General features: G+C 62.4%; 17 protein-coding genes and 2 pseudogenes. 12 read left to right on the top strand and 7 right to left on the bottom strand.

Annotated elements, in window-relative coordinates; translation table 11 throughout:
* Nucleotides 1–85: 85 nt before the first annotated feature.
* Nucleotides 86–1,885: a DNA helicase RecQ gene (gene recQ / locus ACVCNR_RS24140; RefSeq protein WP_447076823.1), complete on the bottom strand. Its 1,800-nt coding sequence runs from the start codon at nt 1,883–1,885 to the stop codon at nt 86–88.
* A gap of 244 nt (nt 1,886–2,129) precedes the next feature.
* On the opposite strand from recQ, the gene ACVCNR_RS24135 reads away from it, so the two are divergent.
* The 8 genes from ACVCNR_RS24135 (at nt 2,130) to ACVCNR_RS24100 (ending at nt 11,412) form a co-directional block, all read left to right on the top strand.
* Nucleotides 2,130–3,086, top strand: a complete 957-nt coding sequence (locus ACVCNR_RS24135) for a sugar-binding transcriptional regulator (RefSeq protein WP_447076822.1) — start codon at nt 2,130–2,132, stop codon at nt 3,084–3,086.
* Nucleotides 3,087–3,267: 181 nt separating this feature from the next.
* Nucleotides 3,268–4,578 (top strand): ABC transporter substrate-binding protein, encoded by a 1,311-nt coding sequence (locus tag ACVCNR_RS24130; protein WP_447076821.1) that lies wholly within the window; start codon nt 3,268–3,270, stop codon nt 4,576–4,578.
* A gap of 90 nt (nt 4,579–4,668) precedes the next feature.
* Nucleotides 4,669–5,541 carry a carbohydrate ABC transporter permease gene (locus ACVCNR_RS24125; RefSeq protein WP_447076820.1) on the top strand — a complete coding sequence of 291 codons (873 nt, stop codon included), beginning with the start codon at nt 4,669–4,671 and terminating at the stop codon, nt 5,539–5,541.
* 11 nt (nt 5,542–5,552) lie between these two features.
* Entirely contained in the window at nt 5,553–6,377 is an 825-nt protein-coding gene (locus ACVCNR_RS24120; protein ID WP_447076819.1) for a carbohydrate ABC transporter permease, read from the top strand.
* Nucleotides 6,378–6,403: 26 nt separating this feature from the next.
* Complete coding sequence (locus ACVCNR_RS24115; RefSeq protein WP_447076818.1) at nt 6,404–7,402, top strand: ABC transporter ATP-binding protein; 999 nt, start codon at nt 6,404–6,406, stop codon at nt 7,400–7,402.
* Nucleotides 7,403–8,173, top strand: coding sequence for an L-iditol 2-dehydrogenase (locus ACVCNR_RS24110; protein ID WP_447076817.1), 771 nt, complete (start codon nt 7,403–7,405; stop codon nt 8,171–8,173).
* Nucleotides 8,174–8,217: 44 nt separating this feature from the next.
* The gene (locus tag ACVCNR_RS24105) at nt 8,218–9,693 is read left to right on the top strand and encodes a mannitol dehydrogenase family protein (protein ID WP_447076816.1); all 1,476 of its coding nucleotides are present in this window, start codon (nt 8,218–8,220) and stop codon (nt 9,691–9,693) included.
* A gap of 132 nt (nt 9,694–9,825) precedes the next feature.
* Nucleotides 9,826–11,412 carry an FGGY-family carbohydrate kinase gene (locus ACVCNR_RS24100; RefSeq protein WP_447076915.1) on the top strand — a complete coding sequence of 529 codons (1,587 nt, stop codon included), beginning with the start codon at nt 9,826–9,828 and terminating at the stop codon, nt 11,410–11,412.
* A gap of 173 nt (nt 11,413–11,585) precedes the next feature.
* Here ACVCNR_RS24100 and ACVCNR_RS24095 read toward each other — a convergent pair whose 3' ends face one another.
* Nucleotides 11,586–12,314, bottom strand: coding sequence for a DUF1428 domain-containing protein (locus ACVCNR_RS24095; protein ID WP_447076815.1), 729 nt, complete (start codon nt 12,312–12,314; stop codon nt 11,586–11,588).
* A gap of 84 nt (nt 12,315–12,398) precedes the next feature.
* Between ACVCNR_RS24095 and ACVCNR_RS24090 the strand changes: the two genes are divergently transcribed.
* Nucleotides 12,399–13,055, top strand: a complete 657-nt coding sequence (locus ACVCNR_RS24090; RefSeq protein ID WP_354197748.1) for a winged helix-turn-helix transcriptional regulator — start codon at nt 12,399–12,401, stop codon at nt 13,053–13,055.
* A gap of 55 nt (nt 13,056–13,110) precedes the next feature.
* Here the strand turns inward: ACVCNR_RS24090 and ACVCNR_RS24085 are convergent, their stop codons facing one another.
* The 3 genes from ACVCNR_RS24085 to ACVCNR_RS24075 form a co-directional block, all read right to left on the bottom strand.
* Complete coding sequence (locus tag ACVCNR_RS24085; protein ID WP_354197746.1) at nt 13,111–13,344, bottom strand: hypothetical protein; 234 nt, start codon at nt 13,342–13,344, stop codon at nt 13,111–13,113.
* 7 nt (nt 13,345–13,351) lie between these two features.
* Complete coding sequence (locus ACVCNR_RS24080) at nt 13,352–14,410, bottom strand: trypsin-like peptidase domain-containing protein (protein ID WP_447076814.1); 1,059 nt, start codon at nt 14,408–14,410, stop codon at nt 13,352–13,354.
* Nucleotides 14,411–14,520: 110 nt separating this feature from the next.
* Nucleotides 14,521–15,288: an AraC family transcriptional regulator gene (locus tag ACVCNR_RS24075; protein WP_354197742.1), complete on the bottom strand. Its 768-nt coding sequence runs from the start codon at nt 15,286–15,288 to the stop codon at nt 14,521–14,523.
* A gap of 308 nt (nt 15,289–15,596) precedes the next feature.
* Here ACVCNR_RS24075 and leuA point away from each other — a divergent pair, with 308 nt between their 5' ends.
* On the top strand, nt 15,597–17,279 hold the full coding sequence (leuA, locus tag ACVCNR_RS24070; RefSeq protein ID WP_447076914.1) for a 2-isopropylmalate synthase: 1,683 nt from the start codon (nt 15,597–15,599) through the stop codon (nt 17,277–17,279).
* Nucleotides 17,280–17,356: 77 nt separating this feature from the next.
* On the opposite strand, the pseudogene ACVCNR_RS24065 reads toward leuA, so the two are convergent.
* Nucleotides 17,357–17,545: pseudogene (locus ACVCNR_RS24065) on the bottom strand (hypothetical protein); the annotation flags it as partial.
* A 26-nt stretch (nt 17,546–17,571) separates the two neighbouring features.
* Nucleotides 17,572–18,924 carry a solute carrier family 23 protein gene (locus tag ACVCNR_RS24060; protein ID WP_447076813.1) on the bottom strand — a complete coding sequence of 451 codons (1,353 nt, stop codon included), beginning with the start codon at nt 18,922–18,924 and terminating at the stop codon, nt 17,572–17,574.
* A 182-nt stretch (nt 18,925–19,106) separates the two neighbouring features.
* Here ACVCNR_RS24060 and guaD point away from each other — a divergent pair, with 182 nt between their 5' ends.
* Together guaD and ACVCNR_RS24050 are read left to right on the top strand one after the other, a co-directional pair.
* Nucleotides 19,107–20,483, top strand: coding sequence for a guanine deaminase (gene guaD / locus ACVCNR_RS24055; RefSeq protein WP_447076812.1), 1,377 nt, complete (start codon nt 19,107–19,109; stop codon nt 20,481–20,483).
* 170 nt (nt 20,484–20,653) lie between these two features.
* Nucleotides 20,654–21,005, top strand: a pseudogene (locus ACVCNR_RS24050) (DDE-type integrase/transposase/recombinase); the annotation flags it as partial.
* Nucleotides 21,006–21,069: the final 64 nt, after the last annotated feature.

Here is a 21,069-nt window from a genome sequence, read left to right as displayed (position 1 = left end):
ATCCGCTCCGCAATCCCTGCTAAGGCCTTAGCGGCATCATCGCTCGATAGACTGCAGGGAAACCGCACATCTTGCCGCTCAAATCTCAGGCGTGCTCGGCGATGACCGCGAGGAAGGCGGGGCCGTAGCGGTCGAGCTTGGCATCGCCGATGCCGGGCACGTTTGCCATCTCGGCGCGTGACGCGGGGCGCGACACGGCAAGCTCGATCAGGGTCTTGTCGTGGAAAATCACATAGGGCGGCACGTTCTGCAGGCGCGCGATCTCCATGCGCTTCTGCCGCAGCGCCTGGAACAGCTCCTGGTCAACACCGGTGACGGCAGATTGCGCCGCACTGCGTACGACCTTGCCACACCTGGCACGGCTCGGCGCCGGCACGCGCAGCATCAGCGCCGGCTTGTCGCGCAGGAAGTCGCGGCCGGCGGGGGCGATCGACAGGCCGCCATGGCCGGCGAGGTCGACATCGATCAGGCGCAGCGCGATCAGCTGGCGCAGGATCGCCCGCCATGTGCGGTTGTCGTGTTCCCTGCCGATGCCATAGGTGGAGATGCGGTCATGGCCGAACTGGGCAATGCGCTCGTTTTCCACCCCCAGCAGCACGTCGACGATATAGGCCTGTCCGAAACGCTCGCCGGTGCGATAGATGCACGACAAGGCCTTTTGCGCGGCGATGGCGCCATCGAACAGCTTTGGCGGCTCCGCGCAGGTGTCGCAATTGCCGCACGGTTCGCAATGGTCGCCGAAATAGGAGAGCAGGACCTGCCTGCGGCAGCTCGCCGTCTCAGCCAGTCCCAAAAGCGCGTCTAGTTTCTGCCGCTCCATGCGCTTGCGCTGCTCGGGCGCCTCGGACTCCTCGATGAAGCGGCTGCGCAACGCGATGTCGTCGTAGCCGTAGAGCATCAGCGTGTCGGACGGCAGGCCGTCGCGCCCGGCGCGGCCGGTCTCCTGGTAATAGGCCTCGATGCTGCCAGGCAGGCCGATGTGGGCAACGAAGCGCACATCCGGCTTGTCGATGCCCATGCCGAAGGCGACGGTGGCGACCATGATGACCGCCTCGCCATGCTGGAAGCGCATCTGGTTGGCTTCGCGCGCCGCCTTGTCCATGCCGGCGTGATAGGCGAGCGCATCGTAGCCCAGACCCTGGAGCCAGGCGGCGGTTTCCTCCGTCCGACGCTTCGACAGGCAGTAGACGATGCCGCTCTCGCCCTCGTAGCGCTTGAGGAACTCCTTGAGCTGGGCGCGCGGATTGTCCTTTTCCTCGATTGCGTAGCGGATGTTGGGCCGGTCGAAACCGGCGATGAAGGCATCGGCCTCGTCGATTTCGAGATGCGACAGGATTTCCGCACGCGTCGGCTCGTCGGCCGTCGCCGTCAGCGCCATGCGCGGGGTGCCGGCAAAGCGGGCCACGACCGCGTCGAGCTGACGATAGGAGGGACGGAAATCATGCCCCCATTGCGACAGGCAGTGCGCCTCGTCGATGGCGACCAGCGACAGCCTCACACCATCGAGCAGCTCCAGAACGTCGGGCCTCAGCAAGGTTTCGGGTGCGACATAGAGGAGGTCGAGCGCACCGGAGCGAATGTCGCGCCACAGAGCGCGGCGTTCGTCGAGCGAAAGATCGGAGTTGAGGCCTGCCGCGCGCACGCCCGCCTGCCGAAGTGCCGCCACCTGGTCGGCCATCAGCGCCAGCAGCGGCGAAACGACGAGCCCCATGCCGGGGCGGACGATCGCGGGGATCTGGTAGCAGAGCGACTTGCCGCCCCCCGTCGGCATCAGCACGAAGGCGTTGTTGCCGGCAATCACATGCTCGACGATGCACGCCTGCGGCCCCCTGAAGGCATCATAGCCGTAGACGGTCTTGAGGATTTCGAGGGCGGTGGCGGTCATCGGCGGCACGGAGAATCACGGAAAGGCCCTTCATAGCAGCTTTCCCGCATTCAACGATGCGCCCATATCAAACGCTGGCCAAGGCGCACCGGGAGTGATCCGTCGCGCCTCTTGTCGCTAACATCGACGGACACCGGCTGATTGCAGCCGAGCAAATGCTTCCTCAATGGACAATTGCTTGAAAGCTTGCATAGTAAGGCGTGCAGCCAGGAGCGCACCATGCCCGAGCGAGGATCAGGAAATAATGCACAATCGACCTGAAAGCGGCGGCGGCAGGCTGGACGATGCCGCGCGCGCCGGCTGGCTCTATTACGTGGCCGGCAACACGCAGGACCAGATCGCCGCGAAGCTCGGCATTTCGCGCCAGACCGCCCAGCGTCTGGTGTCCCTTGCCGTCTCGGAGCGGCTCATCAAGGTGCGGGTCGATCATCCGATCGCCAACTGCCTCGAACTGGCGGAGCGGCTTAGAGCGCGCTTCGCGCTGGATCTGGTGGAAGTCGCGCCGAGCGATCCCGCCTCGCCATCCACAACCCTCGGCATAGCTGAAGCGGCGGCGGCGGAGATCGAGCGGCGCCTGGGTTCGACGGAACCGATCGTCATGGCGATCGGCACGGGGCGCACGCTGAAGGCCGCCATCGAGCAATTGCCGTCCATGGATTGCCCCCGTCACAAGGTCGTGTCCCTGACCGGCAACATTTCGCCGGACGGTTCGGCCGCGTTCTACAACGTGATCTTCACAATGTCGGACCGCGTCAAGGCGCGCTCCTTCCCCATGCCCCTGCCCGTCATTGCGTCGTCGCCGCAGGAGCGGGAAATGCTGCTCAGCCAGCCGATGATCCAGCCGACGCTCGAACTGGCCGCAAGGGCGGACGTTACATTCGTGGGCATCGGCGACCTCGGCCCCAACGCGCCGCTCTATGAGGACGGCTTCATAACAAAGGCGGAGCTGAAAGCCCTGCAAAAGGCAGGAGGCGTGGCCGAAATCGTCGGCTGGGCCTTCGATCATGAGGGGCGGCTGATCGAGGGCATCACCAACGACCGCGTCTCGTCGGCCCCGATCCCCTCACGGGAAAGCTCACTGGTGGTCGCATTGGCCATGGGAGAGCGCAAGCTGCCCGGCATAGTGGCGGCGATGAACCGGCGCCTGATCAATGGCCTGATAACCGACGAACGGACAGCCGCCGCCATTCTGGCGAAATAGACCTCCCTTCCCGACGTTGTGATGATCCGGGCGCTGGCGTGCCTGCTGCTTACGCCAGCGAGACCGCCCGTTTGTGTCGTATTCCGGTGCGAGGGGTAAATCCAGCTTGACATAAATCACTTTAAATGAATAATTGCCCAATGCCAAGGCAAATGCTCATCTTGGCTTGGGAGGATTTTTGATGAGACTTCACACGATCATTCTCGGATTGTGTTCGGCCAGCGCCATCGCCTTTGGCGCACATGCCGAATCCATCACCATCGCCACGGTCAACAATGGCGACATGGTCCGCATGCAGAAGCTGACGGACGACTTCACCGCCAAGAACCCGGACATCCAGCTCCAGTGGGTCACGCTGGAGGAGAACGTCCTGCGGGAGCGCGTGACCACCGACATCGCCACCAAGGGTGGTCAGTATGATGTGATGACGATCGGCACATATGAGGTGCCTATCTGGGCGAAGCAGGATTGGCTCCTGCCGCTCGACAATCTCGGCGACACCTACGATGCCGGCGACATCATCCCGGCGATCGCGGGAGGCCTGTCGCTCGACGGCAAGCTTTATGCCGCGCCATTCTATGGCGAAAGCTCGTTCGTGATGTACCGCAAGGACCTCATGGACAAGGCGGGGCTCACCATGCCCGAAGCGCCGACCTGGGAGTTCATCGCCGACGCGGCGCGCAAGATGACCGACCGCGCCAGCGACATCAACGGCGTCTGCCTGCGTGGCAAGGCGGGATGGGGCGAGAACATCGCGTTCCTGACCGCCATGGCGAACTCCTTCGGCGCGCGCTGGTTCGACGAGAACTGGCAGCCGCAGTTCGACCAGCCCGAGTGGAAGAATGCCTTGCAGTTCTATATCGACCTGATGAAGGACGCAGGGCCGCAAGGCGCCTCCTCCAACGGCTTCAACGAGAACCTGGCGCTGTTCCAGCAGGGCAAGTGCGGCATGTGGATCGACGCCACCGTGGCGGCTTCCTTCGTGTCGAACCCGACCGACTCCACCGTCGCCGACAAGGTCGGCTATGCGCTCGCGCCCGACACCGGGCTGGGCAAACGCGGCAACTGGCTCTGGGCCTGGTCGCTGGCCATCCCCGCAGGCACGCAGAAGGCGGAAGCCGCCCAGAAGTTCGTCGCCTGGGCCACAAGCAAGGAGTATCTCGAACTCGTGGCGTCGAAGGAAGGCTGGGCCAACGTTCCGCCCGGCACACGCACCTCGCTCTACGAAAACCCCGAGTACCAGCAGGCCGCGCCCTTTGCCAAGATGACGCTGGATTCGATCAACTCGGCCGATCCCACGCATCCCACCGTCAAGCCGGTGCCCTATGTCGGCGTCCAGTTCGTCGCTATTCCGGAGTTCCAGGGATTGGGCACGACCGTCGGCCAGCTCTTCTCGGCCGCCTTGGCCGGCCAGTCGAGCGTGGATGACGCGCTGGCCGGCGCCCAGACCGCGGCGGTGCGGGAAATGACCCGCGCCGGCTATATCAAATAAGGCCGCCTCCCAGCGCCTTGGCCGCCCGGTTCCCAGTCCGGGCGGCCACCTTCGACCGTATCGAAACTGTTCGACGCAGCGGTGATCCCCATGGCCACCCGACAGACCCGCACGCTTGCCCGCTTCATGATGGTGCCTTCCGTCATCCTTCTGCTGGTCTGGATGGTGGTGCCGCTGGCCATGACGCTGTGGTTCTCGTTCCAGAACTACAACCTGCTGAACCCGGCGAATGTCAGCTTCGGTGGCCTGTTCAATTATCGCTTCTTCTATACCGACCCGGCCTTCTTCCAGTCGATCTGGAACACGCTGGTCATCGTGGTGGGCGTGCTGCTGATCACGGTGATCGGCGGCATAGCGCTGGCGCTGCTGCTCGACCAGCCGATCTTCGGCCAGGGCATCGTGCGCATCCTGGTCATATCGCCATTCTTCGTCATGCCGCCGGTGGCGGCGCTGGTGTGGAAGAACATGCTCATGCACCCCGGCTACGGCGTGTTTGCCGACATCGCCCGCTTCGTCGGGCTGCGGCCAATCGACTGGTTCGCGCAATATCCGCTGTTTTCGATCATCCTGATCGTCGCCTGGCAATGGCTGCCTTTCGCCACGCTGATCTTGCTTACGTCTCTGCAGTCGCTCGACGGCGAGCAGAAGGAGGCGGCCGAGATGGACGGCGCCGGGGCGCTCAGCCGGTTCGTCTATCTCACCCTGCCGCACATGGCGCGCGCGATCACGGTGGTGATCCTGATCCAGACCATCTTCCTGCTCGGCATCTACGCGGAGATCCTGGTCACCACCAATGGCGGTCCGGGCTACGCCTCGACCAACCTGCCGTTCCTGATCTATCGCACCGCGCTGCTCGGCTACGACGTCGGCGGGGCCTCCGCCGGCGGCATCATCGCGGTGGTTCTCGCCAACATCGTCGCCATCTTCCTGATGCGCGCAGTGGGCAGGAACCTGGACAAATAGGGAGGACAGCCATGGCCCGCACCGTTCCCACCGGCACGAAACTCGGCTGGACGATCGCGGCATGGGTCGTCGCCCTGCTGATCTTCTTCCCGATCCTCTACACCATCGTCACCAGCTTCAAATCCGAAACGGAAGCGATTGCCGGGTTCAACCTTATCCCCTCGGGCACGCTGGAGAGTTATCGCGAGGTCCAGTCGCAATACAACTATTTCAAGCCGTTCATGAACTCGGTGATCATCGCGGTCGGCTCGACCATTCTTGCGTTGCTCGTGGCCATACCGGCGGCCTGGTCGATGGCCTTTTCACCGACAAAGCGCACCAAGGACATCCTGATGTGGATGCTATCCACCAAGATGATGCCGGCGGTGGCCGTCCTCGTTCCCATGTATCTGATCTTTCGCGACTGGGGCCTGCTCGACAGCCGGGTCGGGCTCACGGTAATGCTGATGCTCATCAACCTGCCGATCGTGGTGTGGATGCTCTACACCTATTTCCGCGAGATTCCCGGCGAGATCCTCGAGGCAGCGCGCATGGACGGAGCAACGCTGTGGGGCGAGATCGTCTATGTGCTAACGCCGATGGCCGTGCCCGGCATCGCCTCCACGCTGCTTCTCAACATCATCCTCGCCTGGAACGAGGCGTTCTGGACGATCCGGCTCACCACCACGAACGCGGCACCGCTGACGGCGTTCATCGTCTCGTTCTCCAGCCCCCAGGGCCTGTTCTGGGCCAAGCTGTCGGCCGCCTCCACGCTGGCCATAGCGCCGATCCTGGTGCTGGGCTGGTTCAGCCAGAAGCAACTGGTGCGCGGGCTGACCTTCGGCGCCGTCAAATAGTCCAGCACCGCTCGCGGAGTCATTTCATGGGCAACATAACACTTAGACAGGTCAGCAAGTCGTTCGGAGCGGCGACTATCATCCCCAACATCGACCTCAACATAGAGGACGGGGAGTTCGTCGTCTTCGTCGGCCCGTCCGGGTGCGGGAAATCCACGCTGCTGCGCCTGATCGCCGGGCTGGAGGACGTCAGCGGCGGCACGATCGGCATCGACGGCCGCGACGTCACCAACGAGGCGCCGGCCAGGCGCAAGCTGGCGATGGTGTTCCAGTCCTACGCGCTTTATCCGCACATGACGGTGGCGAAGAACATCGCCTTCCCGCTGAAGATGGCCGGTGAAAACCGGGAAACCATCGACCGCAAGGTGAGGGAAGCGGCGCGCGTGCTCAACCTCACCGACTATCTCGACCGACGGCCGGGGCAACTGTCCGGCGGCCAGCGCCAGCGCGTCGCCATCGGCCGCGCCATCGTGCGCCAGCCCACGGCCTTCCTGTTCGACGAACCGCTGTCCAACCTCGATGCGGCGCTGCGCGGCACCATGCGCCTCGAGATCAGCGAACTGCACCATCAGCTCAAGACCACCATGATCTATGTCACCCACGACCAGGTCGAGGCCATGACCATGGCCGACAAGATCGTCGTGCTGAATGCCGGCAGGGTCGAGCAGGTGGGTTCGCCCATGGAGCTCTACAGGAACCCGCAGAACTTGTTCGTCGCCGGCTTCATCGGCTCGCCGCGGATGAACCTGATCGAGGGCGAGGCCGCCGGCAAGCATGGCGCCCACACCATCGGCATCCGGCCCGAGCATTTGACGATCTCGACCAGCGAAGGAACATGGAAGGCGACCGTCGGGGTGGCCGAGCATCTCGGTTCCGATACCTTCCTCCACGTGCAGGCCGAGGGCGTCGGGGCGCTGACCGTGCGGACGGATGGCGAGTTCGCCGTTCAGCATGGCGACACCGTCTATCTGAGCCCCACTTCCTCGAAGGTGCACCGCTTCGACCAGAACGGAAAGGCGATCTGAATGCATCTGCAAGGCAAGTCGGCGCTCATCACGGGTTCGGCCCGCGGCATCGGCCAGGCCTTCGCCGAAGCCTATATCCGTGAAGGCGCAACGGTCGCCATCGCCGACATCGACCATCGGGCCGCCGAGAAAACCGCGGCGGAGCTTGGTCCCGCCGCTTACGCGATCCATCTCGACGTAACCGATCAGGCTTCAATCGACGCCGCAATCAAGGCGGTCGAGCGGAAGACCGGCGGCATCGACATCCTCGTCAACAACGCCGCGCTGTTCGACCTCGCGCCCATCGTGGAGATCAGCCGGACGAGTTACGAGAAGCTTTTCTCCGTCAATGTCGCCGGAACCCTGTTCATGCTGCAGGCAGCGGCGCGCTCGATGATCGCGCGCGGCAAGGGCGGCAAGATCATCAATATGGCAAGCCAGGCCGGGCGGCGCGGCGAGCCGCTGGTGGCCGTGTACTGCGCCACCAAGGCGGCGGTCATCTCACTCACCCAGTCGGCGGGGCTCGACCTGATCAGGCACGGCATCAACGTCAACGCCATCGCGCCGGGCGTGGTCGATGGCGAGCACTGGGATCACGTCGATTCCCTCTTTGCAAAGTATGAGAACCGCCCGCTCGGCAAGAAGAAGCGTCTGGTCGGCGAGGCCGTGCCCTATGGGCGCATGGGCACGGCGCAGGATCTGGTCGGCATGGCCGTGTTCCTCGCCAGCGCGGAGGCCGACTACATCGTCTCCCAGACCTACAACGTCGATGGCGGCAACTGGATGAGCTGAGGGTCTTCCCGGCCTTGTGCCGGCTTTTGGAAGGAAATGCAGTCATGACCGTCAAGCTGTCTCTAGGAACCCTCGCAGCACTTCCCGCCGGGGTGGCCAAGCCGCGCTACGAGCGCGACAGGCTGAGCCCCGGCATCCTGCATTTCGGCGTCGGCAATTTCCACCGTTCGCATCAGGCCGTCTATCTGGACGAGCTCTTCAACGCCGGCATCGGCCACGACTGGGCACTGGTCGGGGCCGGCGTGTTCGAAGGCGAAAGGCCGAACCGCGAAAAGCTCATCGAGCAGGACTGGCTGACGACGGTGGTCGAGCAGGACGAGGACCATATCGGGGCGCGCGTTACCGGCGCGATGGTCGATTTCATCATGCCGGGAGATACCGCCGCCATCATCGGGCGGCTGGCCGACCCGGCGATCCGTATCGTTTCCCTGACCATTACCGAGGGCGGCTATTTCATCGACCCGGCATCCGGCCATTTCGACCCCATCCATCCCGGCATCGTGGCCGATGCCGCGAATATCGCCAGCCCGAAGACCGTATTCGGACTCATACTGGCCGGGCTGATGCGGCGCAGGACCGCCGGCATCGTGCCCTTCACGGTGATGTCCTGCGACAACATCCCCCACAATGGCCGGGTGACCGCCGACGGGGTGATCGGGCTCGCCCGTCTGGTCGATGACGAACTCGCGGACTGGGTGGCGCAGACCGTCGCGTTCCCGAACAGCATGGTCGACCGCATCACGCCCGCGACCACGGATCGGGAACGCGCGATATTGGCGGACGATTTCGGGGTCGAGGACAATTGGCCGGTTTTCTGCGAGCCCTTCCGGCAATGGGTGCTGGAAGACCGCTTCACCGCCGGGCGTCCGCCGCTGGAACAGGCTGGCGTGCAATTCGTTGCCGACGTGGCGCCCTACGAACTGATGAAGATACGCATCCTCAATGGCGGGCACGCGGCCATCGCCTATCCCGCCGGGCTGATGGACATCCACTTCGTCCACGAGGCCATGCAGGAGAAGCTGGTGCGCGATTTCCTGGCCAAAGTCGAGCATGAGGAAATCATCCCGACCGTGCCGCCAGTACCCGACACCAGCCTCGAGGATTACTACCAGCTTATCGAAAAGCGCTTTTCCAATCCGAAGATCGGCGACACGGTGCGCCGGCTGTGCCTCGACGGCTCCAACCGCCAGCCCAAATTCATCATCCCCACCATTGTCGACCGGCTGAAGGCCGGCAAAGGCATTGCCGGGCTGGCGCTCGAATCCGCCCTGTGGTGCCGCTACTGCTTCGGCACCACGGATTCGGGCGCCGTCATCGAGCCGAACGACCCGAACTGGGACCGCGTGCAGGCAACCGCCAAAGCTGCCCGCAGCGACCCCGGCGCATGGCTCGCGATGGAAGACATCTACGGCGAGGTGGGACAGTCGGCCGTATTCTCGGCGGCCTTCGCGACAGCCTTGCGGGATCTGTGGGCGAACGGCACACGCGAAACCCTGCGCCGCTATTTGTCGAACCCATGAAGCCGCCGCCCTTGCCGTAGCGCCGGCCTCGCCCCGCCCACCTTCACCGCTTGCGTCGCCCGGTGCGGCCTTTATAGTCGCCGACAGTTGCGATGGCCGGCCTTGCAGGCGTGTGATCGAGAGAGCGGCGTGTTGAAGAGCGGATATGTCTGTGCTGTCGATGTTGGCACGGGCAGCGTGCGGGCCGGCATATTCAACCGCAATGGCATCCTGCTCGGCCGCGCCGCCTTCCCGATCGCCCTGCACCAGCCCCTTCCCAATCATGCCGAGCACGATTCGGAAGACATCTGGCGGGCCGTCTGCACGGCCGTGCGCACGGCGCGCGAAACAGCCGGGGCCGCCCCGCACGAAATCGTCGGGCTGGCCTTCGACGCCACATGCTCGCTGGTGGCGCGGAATCGGCAGGGCGGGCAGGTGAGCGTTTCGACTGGGGGCGAGCGGCGCTGGGACACCATCGTCTGGCTCGACCATCGCGCCATCGCCGAAGCCGATGAATGCACGCATACGGGTCATGCCGTGCTGGACTTCATCGGCGGCGTCATGTCGCCGGAGATGGCGACGCCGAAGCTGATGTGGCTGAAGCGCCATCTGCCGCAAAGCTGGGCGCAGGCCGGCTATTTCTTCGACCTCGCCGACTTCCTCTCATGGAAGGCCACCGGATCGGCGGCGCGCTCGCAATGCACGCTCACCGCCAAATGGACCTATCTCGCCCATGAGGCCGAGCCGTGGCGTCCCGATTTCTTCGACCGGATCGGCCTTGGCGACCTGTTCGAGCGGGCGAACCTGCCGCGGCGTGCCAGTCCCGTGGGAGCCAGCCTCGGCGTGCTGTCGGTCGAAGCCGCCGATAAGCTTGGCCTGACGCGGGAATGCGTGGTCGGCACCGGGGTCATCGACGCCTATGCCGGCGCGCTGGGCGTGCTCGGGCGCTTCGCGGGCGACGCGTCCGGCATCGGCCGTCATCTTGCGCTGATTGCCGGCACGTCGAGTTGCGTCATGGCCCTGTCGCCCGAACCGCAGCCCTTCGCCGGCTTCTGGGGACCTTACTTCGGCGCAGCATTGCCGGGTCTGTGGCTGACGGAGGGCGGCCAGTCGGCCGCCGGCGCGCTGCTCGACCATATCATCCGCTGCCACGGCGCGGGCGGCGAGCCAGATGTCGCCATGCATGCGCGGATCGTGGACCGCATCATGGAGTTGCGCGCCGCCGAAGGTCTCGACCTTGCCGGCCGCCTGCATGTGCTGCCGGATTTCCATGGCAACCGCTCACCGCTGGCCGATCCGCACGCCGTCGGCGTCATCAGCGGCCTGACGCTCGACGCCTCGTTCGACGGCCTGTGCCGGCTTTATTGGCGCACCGCCGTCTCCATAGCGCTCGGCGTTCGCCACATACTCGAAACGATGAACGACAACGGCTATCTGATCGACACGTTGCATGTGACCGGGGGCCACACGCGAAACCCGCTCCTGATGGAACTCTATGCCGACGCCACCGGCTGCACCGTGGTCGAGCCGCTGTCGGACGATTCCGTGCTCACCGGAACGGCCAGCCTGGCGGCAACGGCAGCCGGCCTCTATCCGGATCTTGCCGCCGCTTGCATCGGCATGCAGCAGAACGGAAGGCACAGGTTGCCGAACAGGCAAGCCGCCGCGCGTTTCGACCGCGACTATCGCATCTTCCTCGAGATGCACCGGCAAAGGCGTGCCCTCAACGCCATCGAATGAGCGGCATATGCTGCTGCCTCTGAGATCGCCCTCTGCGCGCTCCTGCATAGCTGCCTGCAACGGCACGGCATCTCCCGACTGCCCGATCTCCTCCAGCGCCCAACGGACGCGAAGATCGCGCTCGAAGCCGCAGGGGAACTCGGGCAGCCAGTTGAAGGTCTGGACGATGACGCTCAGCGGCTTTTGGCAGAGTCGAAGATCGGTTCGAACCCGCCCCACATCATGCGCATGCCGTCAAACGGCATTTCGGGAAATTCCTGTCCCTCCATGCTTGCTTCCATCGCTTTGGCCGCGGCGTCGCAGGTTGCCCTGTCTGCCCATGCCGTCCAGCTGAACAGCGGCACCTCGCCTTCCTCCGCCTTGGTCGCTCGATAGAAGTCGGTCTGCTTGCCATGTGGCACGTCGACACCCCAGGCTTCGACTATGCCCAGGCAGCCATTGGGCTTGAACGCACCTTCCCATGCTTCCTTGGCCAACTTGACGTAGGCGGCCTTGTTCTTCTCCGGCACCGCCAATGCGAAACCCTGGATATAGCCGAGGCTTCTGTCGGTGCCTTCCACGAAAATCGGCTCGAAGCCGCCAAAGATCATGCGACTGCCGTCAAACGGCATTTGCGGCATTTCCTTCATGGCCGGATCATTCTGCATCTTTTCCCAAGCAGTGTCGGCGGTCGGCTTGTCCGGCCATTTGATCCACGAGAAAACGACCGTTTCATCGTCCTTGGCATTCACCGCGCCATAGAGATCGGTGACTTTCCCCTTTTGAACGTCGACGCCCCAGTTCTCGACCATGCGGGTCGCGCCATAGTTTCGCATCAGCGGCCAGGCGACGTTCACGTGCTCGATGTATTTCTGCTTGTTCGCGGTCGGAACGGCTGCAACACAACCGGTATAATAGGCCATCTCTCTCCTCTCGGACCGGATCACAGCCCCCGCATACCCAGGATGACTCTTGTGGTACGAAAAAGCAACTGATAGTATTAAAAAATGACTAAGCACTATGAGACCTCGCGGATCCGCTATGACGAAGGCTGTCTGGCCGCGCACGCGCTGAACCTGATCGGCGATCGCTGGGCTCTGCTGGCAGTCCGCGAACTTGTGTTCGCGCCCAAGCGCTTTCAGATGATCCGTGCCGGCCTGCCGGGCATCACCGCCGGCGTGCTGAGCGGCCGGCTGGCGCAGTTGCACGAAACCGGGATCGTCGCGCATGACGAACGACTGGGCCTTTATTCCCTGACCGATGCCGGGCGAGGCCTACTGCCGGTCCTGGAAGCATTGTGCCGGTGGGCATTGACCGTACCGGGGCACGATCCCTCGCGCTTCATCAGCCCGTCGGCGCTGATGATCTCGATGGGCGTGAACCTGGTGTACGAACGGGCAGGCAGGCGCAGGGCACTGGCAGGTTTCGACTTCGGAAAGGAAGCCTTTGAGATGGAGCTGGTCGATGGCCGCCTGTCGACCGCATCGGTTGCCCGGCTCGATGCTCCCTTCGTCCTCATTGGAAACGGCAATGCGATGGCGGCAGCGGTCTATGGCACGGCGCCGCTGTCCCTGCTGATTGCCAAGGGCTTCATCGGGGTGCAAGGGGATATCCCGGCGGCTCAGGATTTCGTCGACATGTTCAGGCTCGAGGCTCGGTCTTGATCATCGTGCCGGGCAGCCGGTGCGCTCGGCCATGACCGCAACAGATCCGTAGGCGTCAGTAGGCGCGGACGGAGCCCACCACATCGACGATGACCTCGAGGCCGTCGAAGGAGGCCGGCAGGCCGCTGGCCTGTTCGCTGCGGGAAACGGAAACATTGAGGGCAAGGTCATCCTCACGTGGATTGAGGCAGATGCCGATGCCCAGAAGCCCTTTCCGATCGCCGAACCGTTCCTGGAAGGCTTTCTGGATTTCGCGCGCCTGCTCCATGGAGTGCTTGGTGGCGGCCATGTGTTACCTATATCAGCGTCACACCCAGTTCTTCGCACACCGATGATATAGGGTTCGCTCCCGTCATTCCAACGTTTCCGGCGCCGCCCGAAGCCGACCCTGCAAATAGCAGCGCCACCGGACGGCCCTCCTCGTCCACGATCAGGGACCCGCTGTCTCCGGGCCGGCTGAAAGGCTGCGGCGCCATGTCGGTCTCGATGACGATTTGCCCGTCGAACCGGGCCACGCCAACGCCGACATCGACCAGATAGTTATTGACATTGACGGCGCGCACCCGGCCACGCGTATGACGGGTTGTGCGCCCTGTCTTGAATACCGTCATGCCGGGCACCGCCTCGACCAGTGCATCCGGTCGCAGGGTGATGGCGGGCGCAGGCTCGTCGGAACTGTCATAGAGCGTGTGGCGGTCCTCGCGCCGGCCATGCTCGGTGAGCGCAGCGACCGCGGCATCCACCCGGTTGGGGAAGCCGCCGAACTGGATCGGCACGAAGCGGGCCAGCTCGCAGATGACGTCTTCCACCGGCCTGCCGCCGTCGCGCGCACCGGGCTGCATGATCGTCGTTCCGACAGCCACGGCGTTGACATCTGCAAGCACGTGATTGTTGGAAAGGATACCTGTCCTGCCACTCAGATTGTCGCGACAGAAGCAGCCAAGCGTGCCGGCATAAGGAACGGTCGTTGGGGAAATGCTCACGCCGGGCCTGATGGGATCGTTGCGCACAGTCGTCCAAAGCGGTTTCTGGCGACCGATGTAAAGCACATCGGCCTCGCCTCTGGCGAAGCCGACAATCTCGTCGACCACCGTGCTGCGAACCTTGTTGCGATTCTGCACGAGCACCGCCAGCCTGGCCTCGTCGCCTCGCGCGCCGGTGATGCCGAGCGCGATATCGTTCAGCCCTTGCCGCGGCGGCCTTCTCGGTCGCGCCGATTTCGTCTCGAACAGCATGGGATCGAGGAACAGTCCGGGGGACGGCCGGGCAACGCCCGCCATCGCCGGCAGTTCGATGAACTGGAAAATCTGCGAAAAGATGCGCGCCTGCAAATCGAGCGCGGATTCGAACTTCATCTCATCCTCCTCCAACGCCCGCCCGACGATTCGGAACTGTAGCAGAAAAGCTCACCCAGCGATTAGCGCCAGCAAACGCCATAACGGATGACGGCTGACGTGGCCGGCTTTTATCGTTGACGAAGCGCGTCGTTGAAGTAACCCGACGGACTTCGCCCCATGCTGCGCTTGAATGTTGCGGCGAATGCGCTCGCGCTTTGATAGCCGCAGTCCAATGCGACCGTTACAACGGGGCGTCCCTCTGCCAGAACGGGCAGGGCAGCGAGCAGCCGGGCCTGCTGCCGCCAACGGCCGTAGGTCATGCCGGTTTCGCGTTCGAAATGACGCATGAAACTACGCCTGCTCATCCCGGTTCGGGAGGCCGCCGCATCCAGTGATAGGTCGGTGTCCGGTTTCGCTTGCAACACGCGACAAAGGTCGCGCAGGCGTTGGTCCGAGGGCATGGGTAGATTGAGCGGTTCCGTTGGGAGAAACGTCAATTCGTCCAGCAACAGTTCGCTTATGCGTTGTGCGAAGGCCGTGACGGCGTGGCCCTGCAGTTCGACTAGGCGCAGGATCAACTCCCGCAACAGGGGCGAAACTTCCACCACGCCGCAGGATGGAGGCAAGGACCGGGCGGCATCCGAACGGACAAAGATTGTGCGAAACTGGACCGGCCCGTGGCTGCGGGTTGCATGTTCCACCATTGAAGGAACCCAGACCGCACGGTTGGGCGGCACAACCCATGTGCCGCTTTCGGTCGTGACCGACACCACGCCGGATCGCGCATAGATCAGTTGGGCATTCTGATGCCGATGCGGCGGACCGGCGAAGGAGACATCGTCCTGCGCGACGGCGGATACGGCAAGCGAAAGCGGTGCGGGATAATTCAACGACATGAGTTGACCCTTTTGCGCTCAATAATGACCTTTACGCGCAAGAATGCCAATGCTCACGTGCATATTATGGATCGCAGAAACGGATTTTCCGGAAAGCTGCCGAGTGTTCGCTTGCGCCCGCCCCCTCATGTCTTTTTCGACGGCATTCACCGCTCCGTTGGATGGCGTGCGCCTTGCTTCGTTCCTTCTTCTCCTTCGACTTACCGGCGACCGTTGGGCCTGATGGCGACCCGACGGTCGTAACCTGCCGTCAGTACCCGTTCCGTTGCCGAAGTCGCTGCCCGACGCAGCAGAAGGAATTTATTGCCATGATGCACAACCCCGTCCATAAATACCGTCCTTTCATTTCCCCGATCACGTTGCCCGACCGCCAATGGCCGAACCGCCGATTGACGCAGGCGCCACGCTGGGTTTCGACAGACCTGCGCGATGGCAATCAGGCGCTTGCCGATCCGATGGATGGCGAAAAGAAAATGCGCTTCTACCGGATGCTGCTGGAGATCGGATTCAAGGAAATCGAGGTTGCCTTTCCCTCGGCCTCGCAGACGGAGTTCAATTTCGTTCGTCGGCTCATCGAAGACGATCTTATCCCTGAGGATGTGACGATCCAGGTGTTGACGCAATCGCGCACCGACCTGATCGCGCGCACCTTCGAATCCCTGCGCGGAGCGCGACAGGCCATCGTGCATCTCTACAACGCGACGGCGCCGCTGTTTCGCCGCGTGGTGTTCAAGATGGAGAAGGAAGAGATCATCGATCTCGCGGTCTGCGGTGTAACCGCGATGCTGGAAGAAAGCCGGAAACAGCCCGAGACTCGCTGGACTTTCGAATATTCGCCGGAAACCTTCTGCTTTACCGAGCCTGATTTCGCGTTGGAAATTTGCGAACGAGTCCTCGACGTCTGGCAGCCGACGCCTGAAAACAAGGTGATCCTGAACCTGCCCGCTACGGTCGAAGTGGCAATGCCGAATGTCTATGCGGACCAGATCGAGTGGTTCTGCCGCAATCTCTCGCGCCGTGACAGCGTGATTATAAGCGTGCACCCGCATAACGACCGGGGCACGGCGGTTGCCGCGACGGAACAGGCTCTGCTCGCGGGGGCCGATCGTGTCGAGGGCTGCCTGTTCGGCAATGGCGAGCGCACCGGCAATGTCGATCTCGTGACGCTGGCGCTGAATCTCTATACGCAAGGCATCGACCCGCAACTCTATTTCCCCGAGATGCGCTCTGTGGTGCGCACGGTCGAGCATTGCAATGCCTTGCCGGTTCATCCACGTCATCCCTATGCTGGCGAACTGGTGCATACAGCCTTTTCCGGCTCCCATCAGGACGCCATCCGCAAGGGCTTTACCGCGCATGAAAGCCGCAATGACGGCATATGGGAAATGCCCTATCTGCCGATCGATCCAAAGGATATAGGCGAGACATATGAAGCCGTCATCCGCGTCAACAGCCAGTCAGGCAAGGGAGGCGTGGCATGGATACTGGAACAGGACCGCGGGCTGAAGCTGCCACGTCCGCTGCAGATCGATTTCAGCCGCCGCGTTCAGGCATTTGCCGACGATACGGGCAAGGAAACGACCGCCGAAATGATCTGGTCGCTGTTCAGCGACGTTTATCATCTCGACAGGAACACCGATTTCGAACTGCTGACCTACAAGGAAAGCAGACCGGCACGTAGCAGGGAAGCACGTATCTTCGCCGGGCGTATTCGACATCGCGGCAAGGAGATCGCCATAACGGGGCGAGGTAACGGTTTGATATCAAGCGCGGTCGCGGCATTGCAGGCCAGTTGCGGCATCGACCTGGAAGTCGTCGACTATCACGAGCATTCACTGAAGAAGGGCACCTATGCGCAGGCCGCCGCCTATATTGAATGCCGCACCCATGATGGACGAAAAATCTTCGGCGTCGGAATCGATGACGATGTCGCAACCGCGTCGGTGCGGGCCGTCCTCAGCGCCGCTGCCGATTATACCGGCATCGCATAGCAGTGTTTGCATCAGATACCATATGAAAGCAATTAAAGCGGTTCCGTTTGAAACGGAACCGCTCGAACACGTTGCTTTTACGGTTGAGCTCCAGGCGCCTTCGTCGCCGGAAACGAGCTCAGGTTCTTGGTCATTCGAGCCAGCCGCGCCCACAGGGCCGCGCCGACGGTCTGGTTGCCATTCGTTGAAGTCGTATTTCGGGTTGTGCAGGATGGCGAAATCTTCGCCGTTCCGAGGCGCAGGAAGCCGCCCGGCTTGTGCTCGAGGGCGGCATGGGCCCGTGACAACCTGGTCATTCCGCGATATCCGGAAGTATCTGATGCAGGACGATTGCCCAGACTGAACCGAAGGCGATAGACGATCCTAGAAGATATTGCATGAAGTCCGGCAGCGTTTTCACAAAATCTTGCGGAGCAAGCGTGGCGAACAGAGCCATCAGCACCGGTAGGCCGATCACCAGCATATTGCGCTCATTGAGCACGGTGGCGCGCACCACGCGGAAGCCGTTCATGGCGATAACCACGCACAAAACGCCGAACACACCGCCGATCACCGGTTCGGGAATGGAAGCAATGATGGCTGCGAGCTTACCGATCAGCCCGAAGACGACGAGGAAAATGCCGGCGGCCGCGAAGGCCACGCGGCTTGCGACGCCCGTGATTGCGATTATCCCGGCATTGGAGGAATAGCCTGTCACCGGCGTGCTGCACAAAAGCGCACTGATCAGGCAGCCGATACCCTCGCCTGTGGCACCCCGATCCAACTGCTCGTTGGATAGTGGTTTTCCGGTGACCGCGCCAATCGCAAACCAAGTACCGGTCGTTTCCGCCAGCACTACGAGATAGACGATCAGCATGGAAAGGGCGGCCGGTAGCGAGAAGCTGACTTCGAGGCTGGCGAATGCGAAGCGTGGCAGTGAAAACCAGCTTGCCGCTGCAACACCAGAAAAATTGAGCTGCCCCATGAAAAACGCCGCTACGCAGCCAGCTGCAAGCGCCAGAATCACCGAGAAAAGGCGGAGCCATGTTCCGCGCGCGCCAAGCACGATGCCTGTTAGCATGCAGCTGACCAGAATCGCCGCCGAAATGAAGGCTAGCAGGATATTGCCACCAACCGTTGCGCTACCGTGCACTGCAAACACGCTCGAATTGAGGGCGACCGGCATCAGCGCCACGCCAACCACGATAATGATCGTCCCGCCAACGACAGGTGGCACGAAGCGGCCCACGAGCTTGTGGAAGATCTTGGTCGGCGAACCGAGCAGGATCATCAGGATCGCGCCCGGAATCAAAGCCCCGATCACTGCCGAAAGGCCAGAAAGACCGCCGCCGGCCGCAAAGGCGATTGCCAGCACCGCGCCGATCGGCACAAAGGAAGGCCCCTGCATCACCGGCAAGCGCATGAACAGTTGCGACTGAATGAGCGTGGCGAGCCCCGCCGCCACGAAGGCTGACTGGATGAAAGAAGTGGCGTCGCCGAGCCCGAAGGAAAGTGCCGACGCGATGATGAAAGGTACGATGTAGACATCCATGGCCAGCACATGCTGCAGACCGAGCGCGGCAGCCTTGCCCGCCGGCAGGGGATCGTCCGGTTGGGCGATCAGTGTGACTTCCCTTTCGGAATGTTTCACCGCGATTTGTTCCATCTTGTTCCCCTCGATTGCGGCCGTTCCTCATATTCGAGCAACTGCGTGCAAAGCATTACATGCCGGCCGATGGTCGATCATGGGATTGCATCGCAAGAAAAAACAGGGGTGCGCGGGTTTGCTCACCGGTTTTATTGTGGGTTATCCTGTACTTTCTCCCTCTTTTGATAACGGGAATCGGGATGAAAAAGCGCCCTTTCACACTTGCCGCGACAGCCTTTCACACACCGGAGCGGGGCCTTTTGGAGGTGCTGGAGAAGCACCTGTTTTCAATCGATGCCGAAGGCCGTATCGTGGATATCCTCTCTCCCGCCGATGACGGGTATGAGCGAAAGAAGGAGGCCGCGCGGGCGGACAGAACTCTGGTGGAGCTTGCGGCCGGCCAGTTTCTGCTGCCGGGGCTGATCGATTTGCATATCCACGCGCCGCAATGGCCACAGATGGGCAAGGCGCTCGATGTTCCACTCGAGGTCTGGTTGCAGAAATACACCTTTCCGTTGGAAGCGAAATATGCCGATCTCGATTTCGCCCGTACAGTCTATGCTGATCTCGTCGACGGACTGATTGCCAACGGCACGACCACCGCGCTCTACTTCGCTACCATTCACGGTCCCGCATCGTTGGCTCTGGCTGAAATATGCCTTGCAAAAGGCCAACGCGCGCTAATCGGCAAAGTGGTGATGGACGACCCCGTCCAGTGCCCAGACTTCTATCGCGATGCCGACGCAACCACGGCGATCAAGGAAACCGAACACTTCATAGAGGCGGTGCGGGCGCTGGCACCGGGCAAGCGACCACTGGTGCAGCCGGTGATCACGCCGCGCTTCATTCCAAGTTGTACCGACGAAGCCCTGAAGGGACTCGGCCATCTCGCCGCTCGCTATGACTGCCATGTGCAGACCCATTGCTCCGAAAGCGATTGGGCGAAAACCTTTGTGGAAGACCGTTTCGGCCAAAGTGATGCGGCAAGCCTCGATGGCTTCGGCCTTCTCACGCGCCGCACCATCCTCGCCCATTCGAATTTCATCGATGAGGAGGATATGAACTTGATTGCAGTACGCGGCGCGGGCATCGCCCATTGTCCGCTTTCCAATGCCTATTTCGCCAATGCGGCGTTTCCGCTGCGCGCGGCCCTCGACCGGCATATGCATGTCGGGCTCGGAACCGATATTTCAGGAGGCTACAGCCCCTCGCTTTTCGATGGCTGCCGCCACGCCCTTTCCACCTCGCGAATGTTGCAAAGCGGCGTCCACGCCCATCTACCGCCGCAAGAACGAGGCCTCCCCGGCGCACCCATCAACCATTGCGAGGCCTTCTGGCTGGCAACGGCAGGCGGGGCCCAGGCACTCGACCTGCCTACCGGTAGCTTCCGGCGCGGTTTCGAATTCGACGCCCTGCTGCTCGACACTAAAGCCGCCCAATCCGATATCCACATCTATGACGGCTACGACACGCCGGAAGATGTGTTTCAGAAGATCGTCCTCAACGCTACTCACGGCAATATCGCAAAGGTATGGGTGAGCGGTAGGGAGATCTTGAAGGGAATTGAGCCCCGTTAGCGAAGATGTCTATCCCGAACAGGGTTGATTGCAGGGTTGCGTTGCAACCGTTGTGGTAATTCGGACGAGGCCTCCCCTTGAGGAGACCGTTTGATGTTCAAAGGCCGTCATTTCGACCGATCAATGATCCTGCTGTGCGTTTGCTGGTACCTCGCCTTTGGTCTGGGCTAAAGGCTTTGCAGCGCCACGGCAGGTCAGACCGCATCGTCATCGACGGGTAGCCGGACCAACCGGGAGGAGATCACCTCCTACGATGCCGGGAGCCGCTTGCGGGATAAGTCGCGGCGAGCGCTGAAGCCAATCAGCATCGCAAGAGCCAATACCTCAACAGCCGGATCGGGCAGAATCATCGGCGCATCAAGCGCCGGGTGCGACCCATGTCGGGTTTCAAGTCCTTCACGACGGCAGCCGTTACACTGGCGGGCATGGAGATGGTCCATGTGATGCGGAAAGCGGCAGGGCCGCTTCGCCTTCAACCCGGCCGCTTCCTTCAAAGAACAATTCGAGGCAATCGCCGCCTGAAATCCGTCAAGTAACTGGTCTCTTTATGGCTATCAAAAAGTTTGCAACACAACCGTAGCCGTCA

The organism is Aquamicrobium terrae, assembly GCF_052978165.1.
Note: the sequence above shows the minus strand (reverse complement) of the source record. Positions and strands in the feature narration are given on the sequence as shown.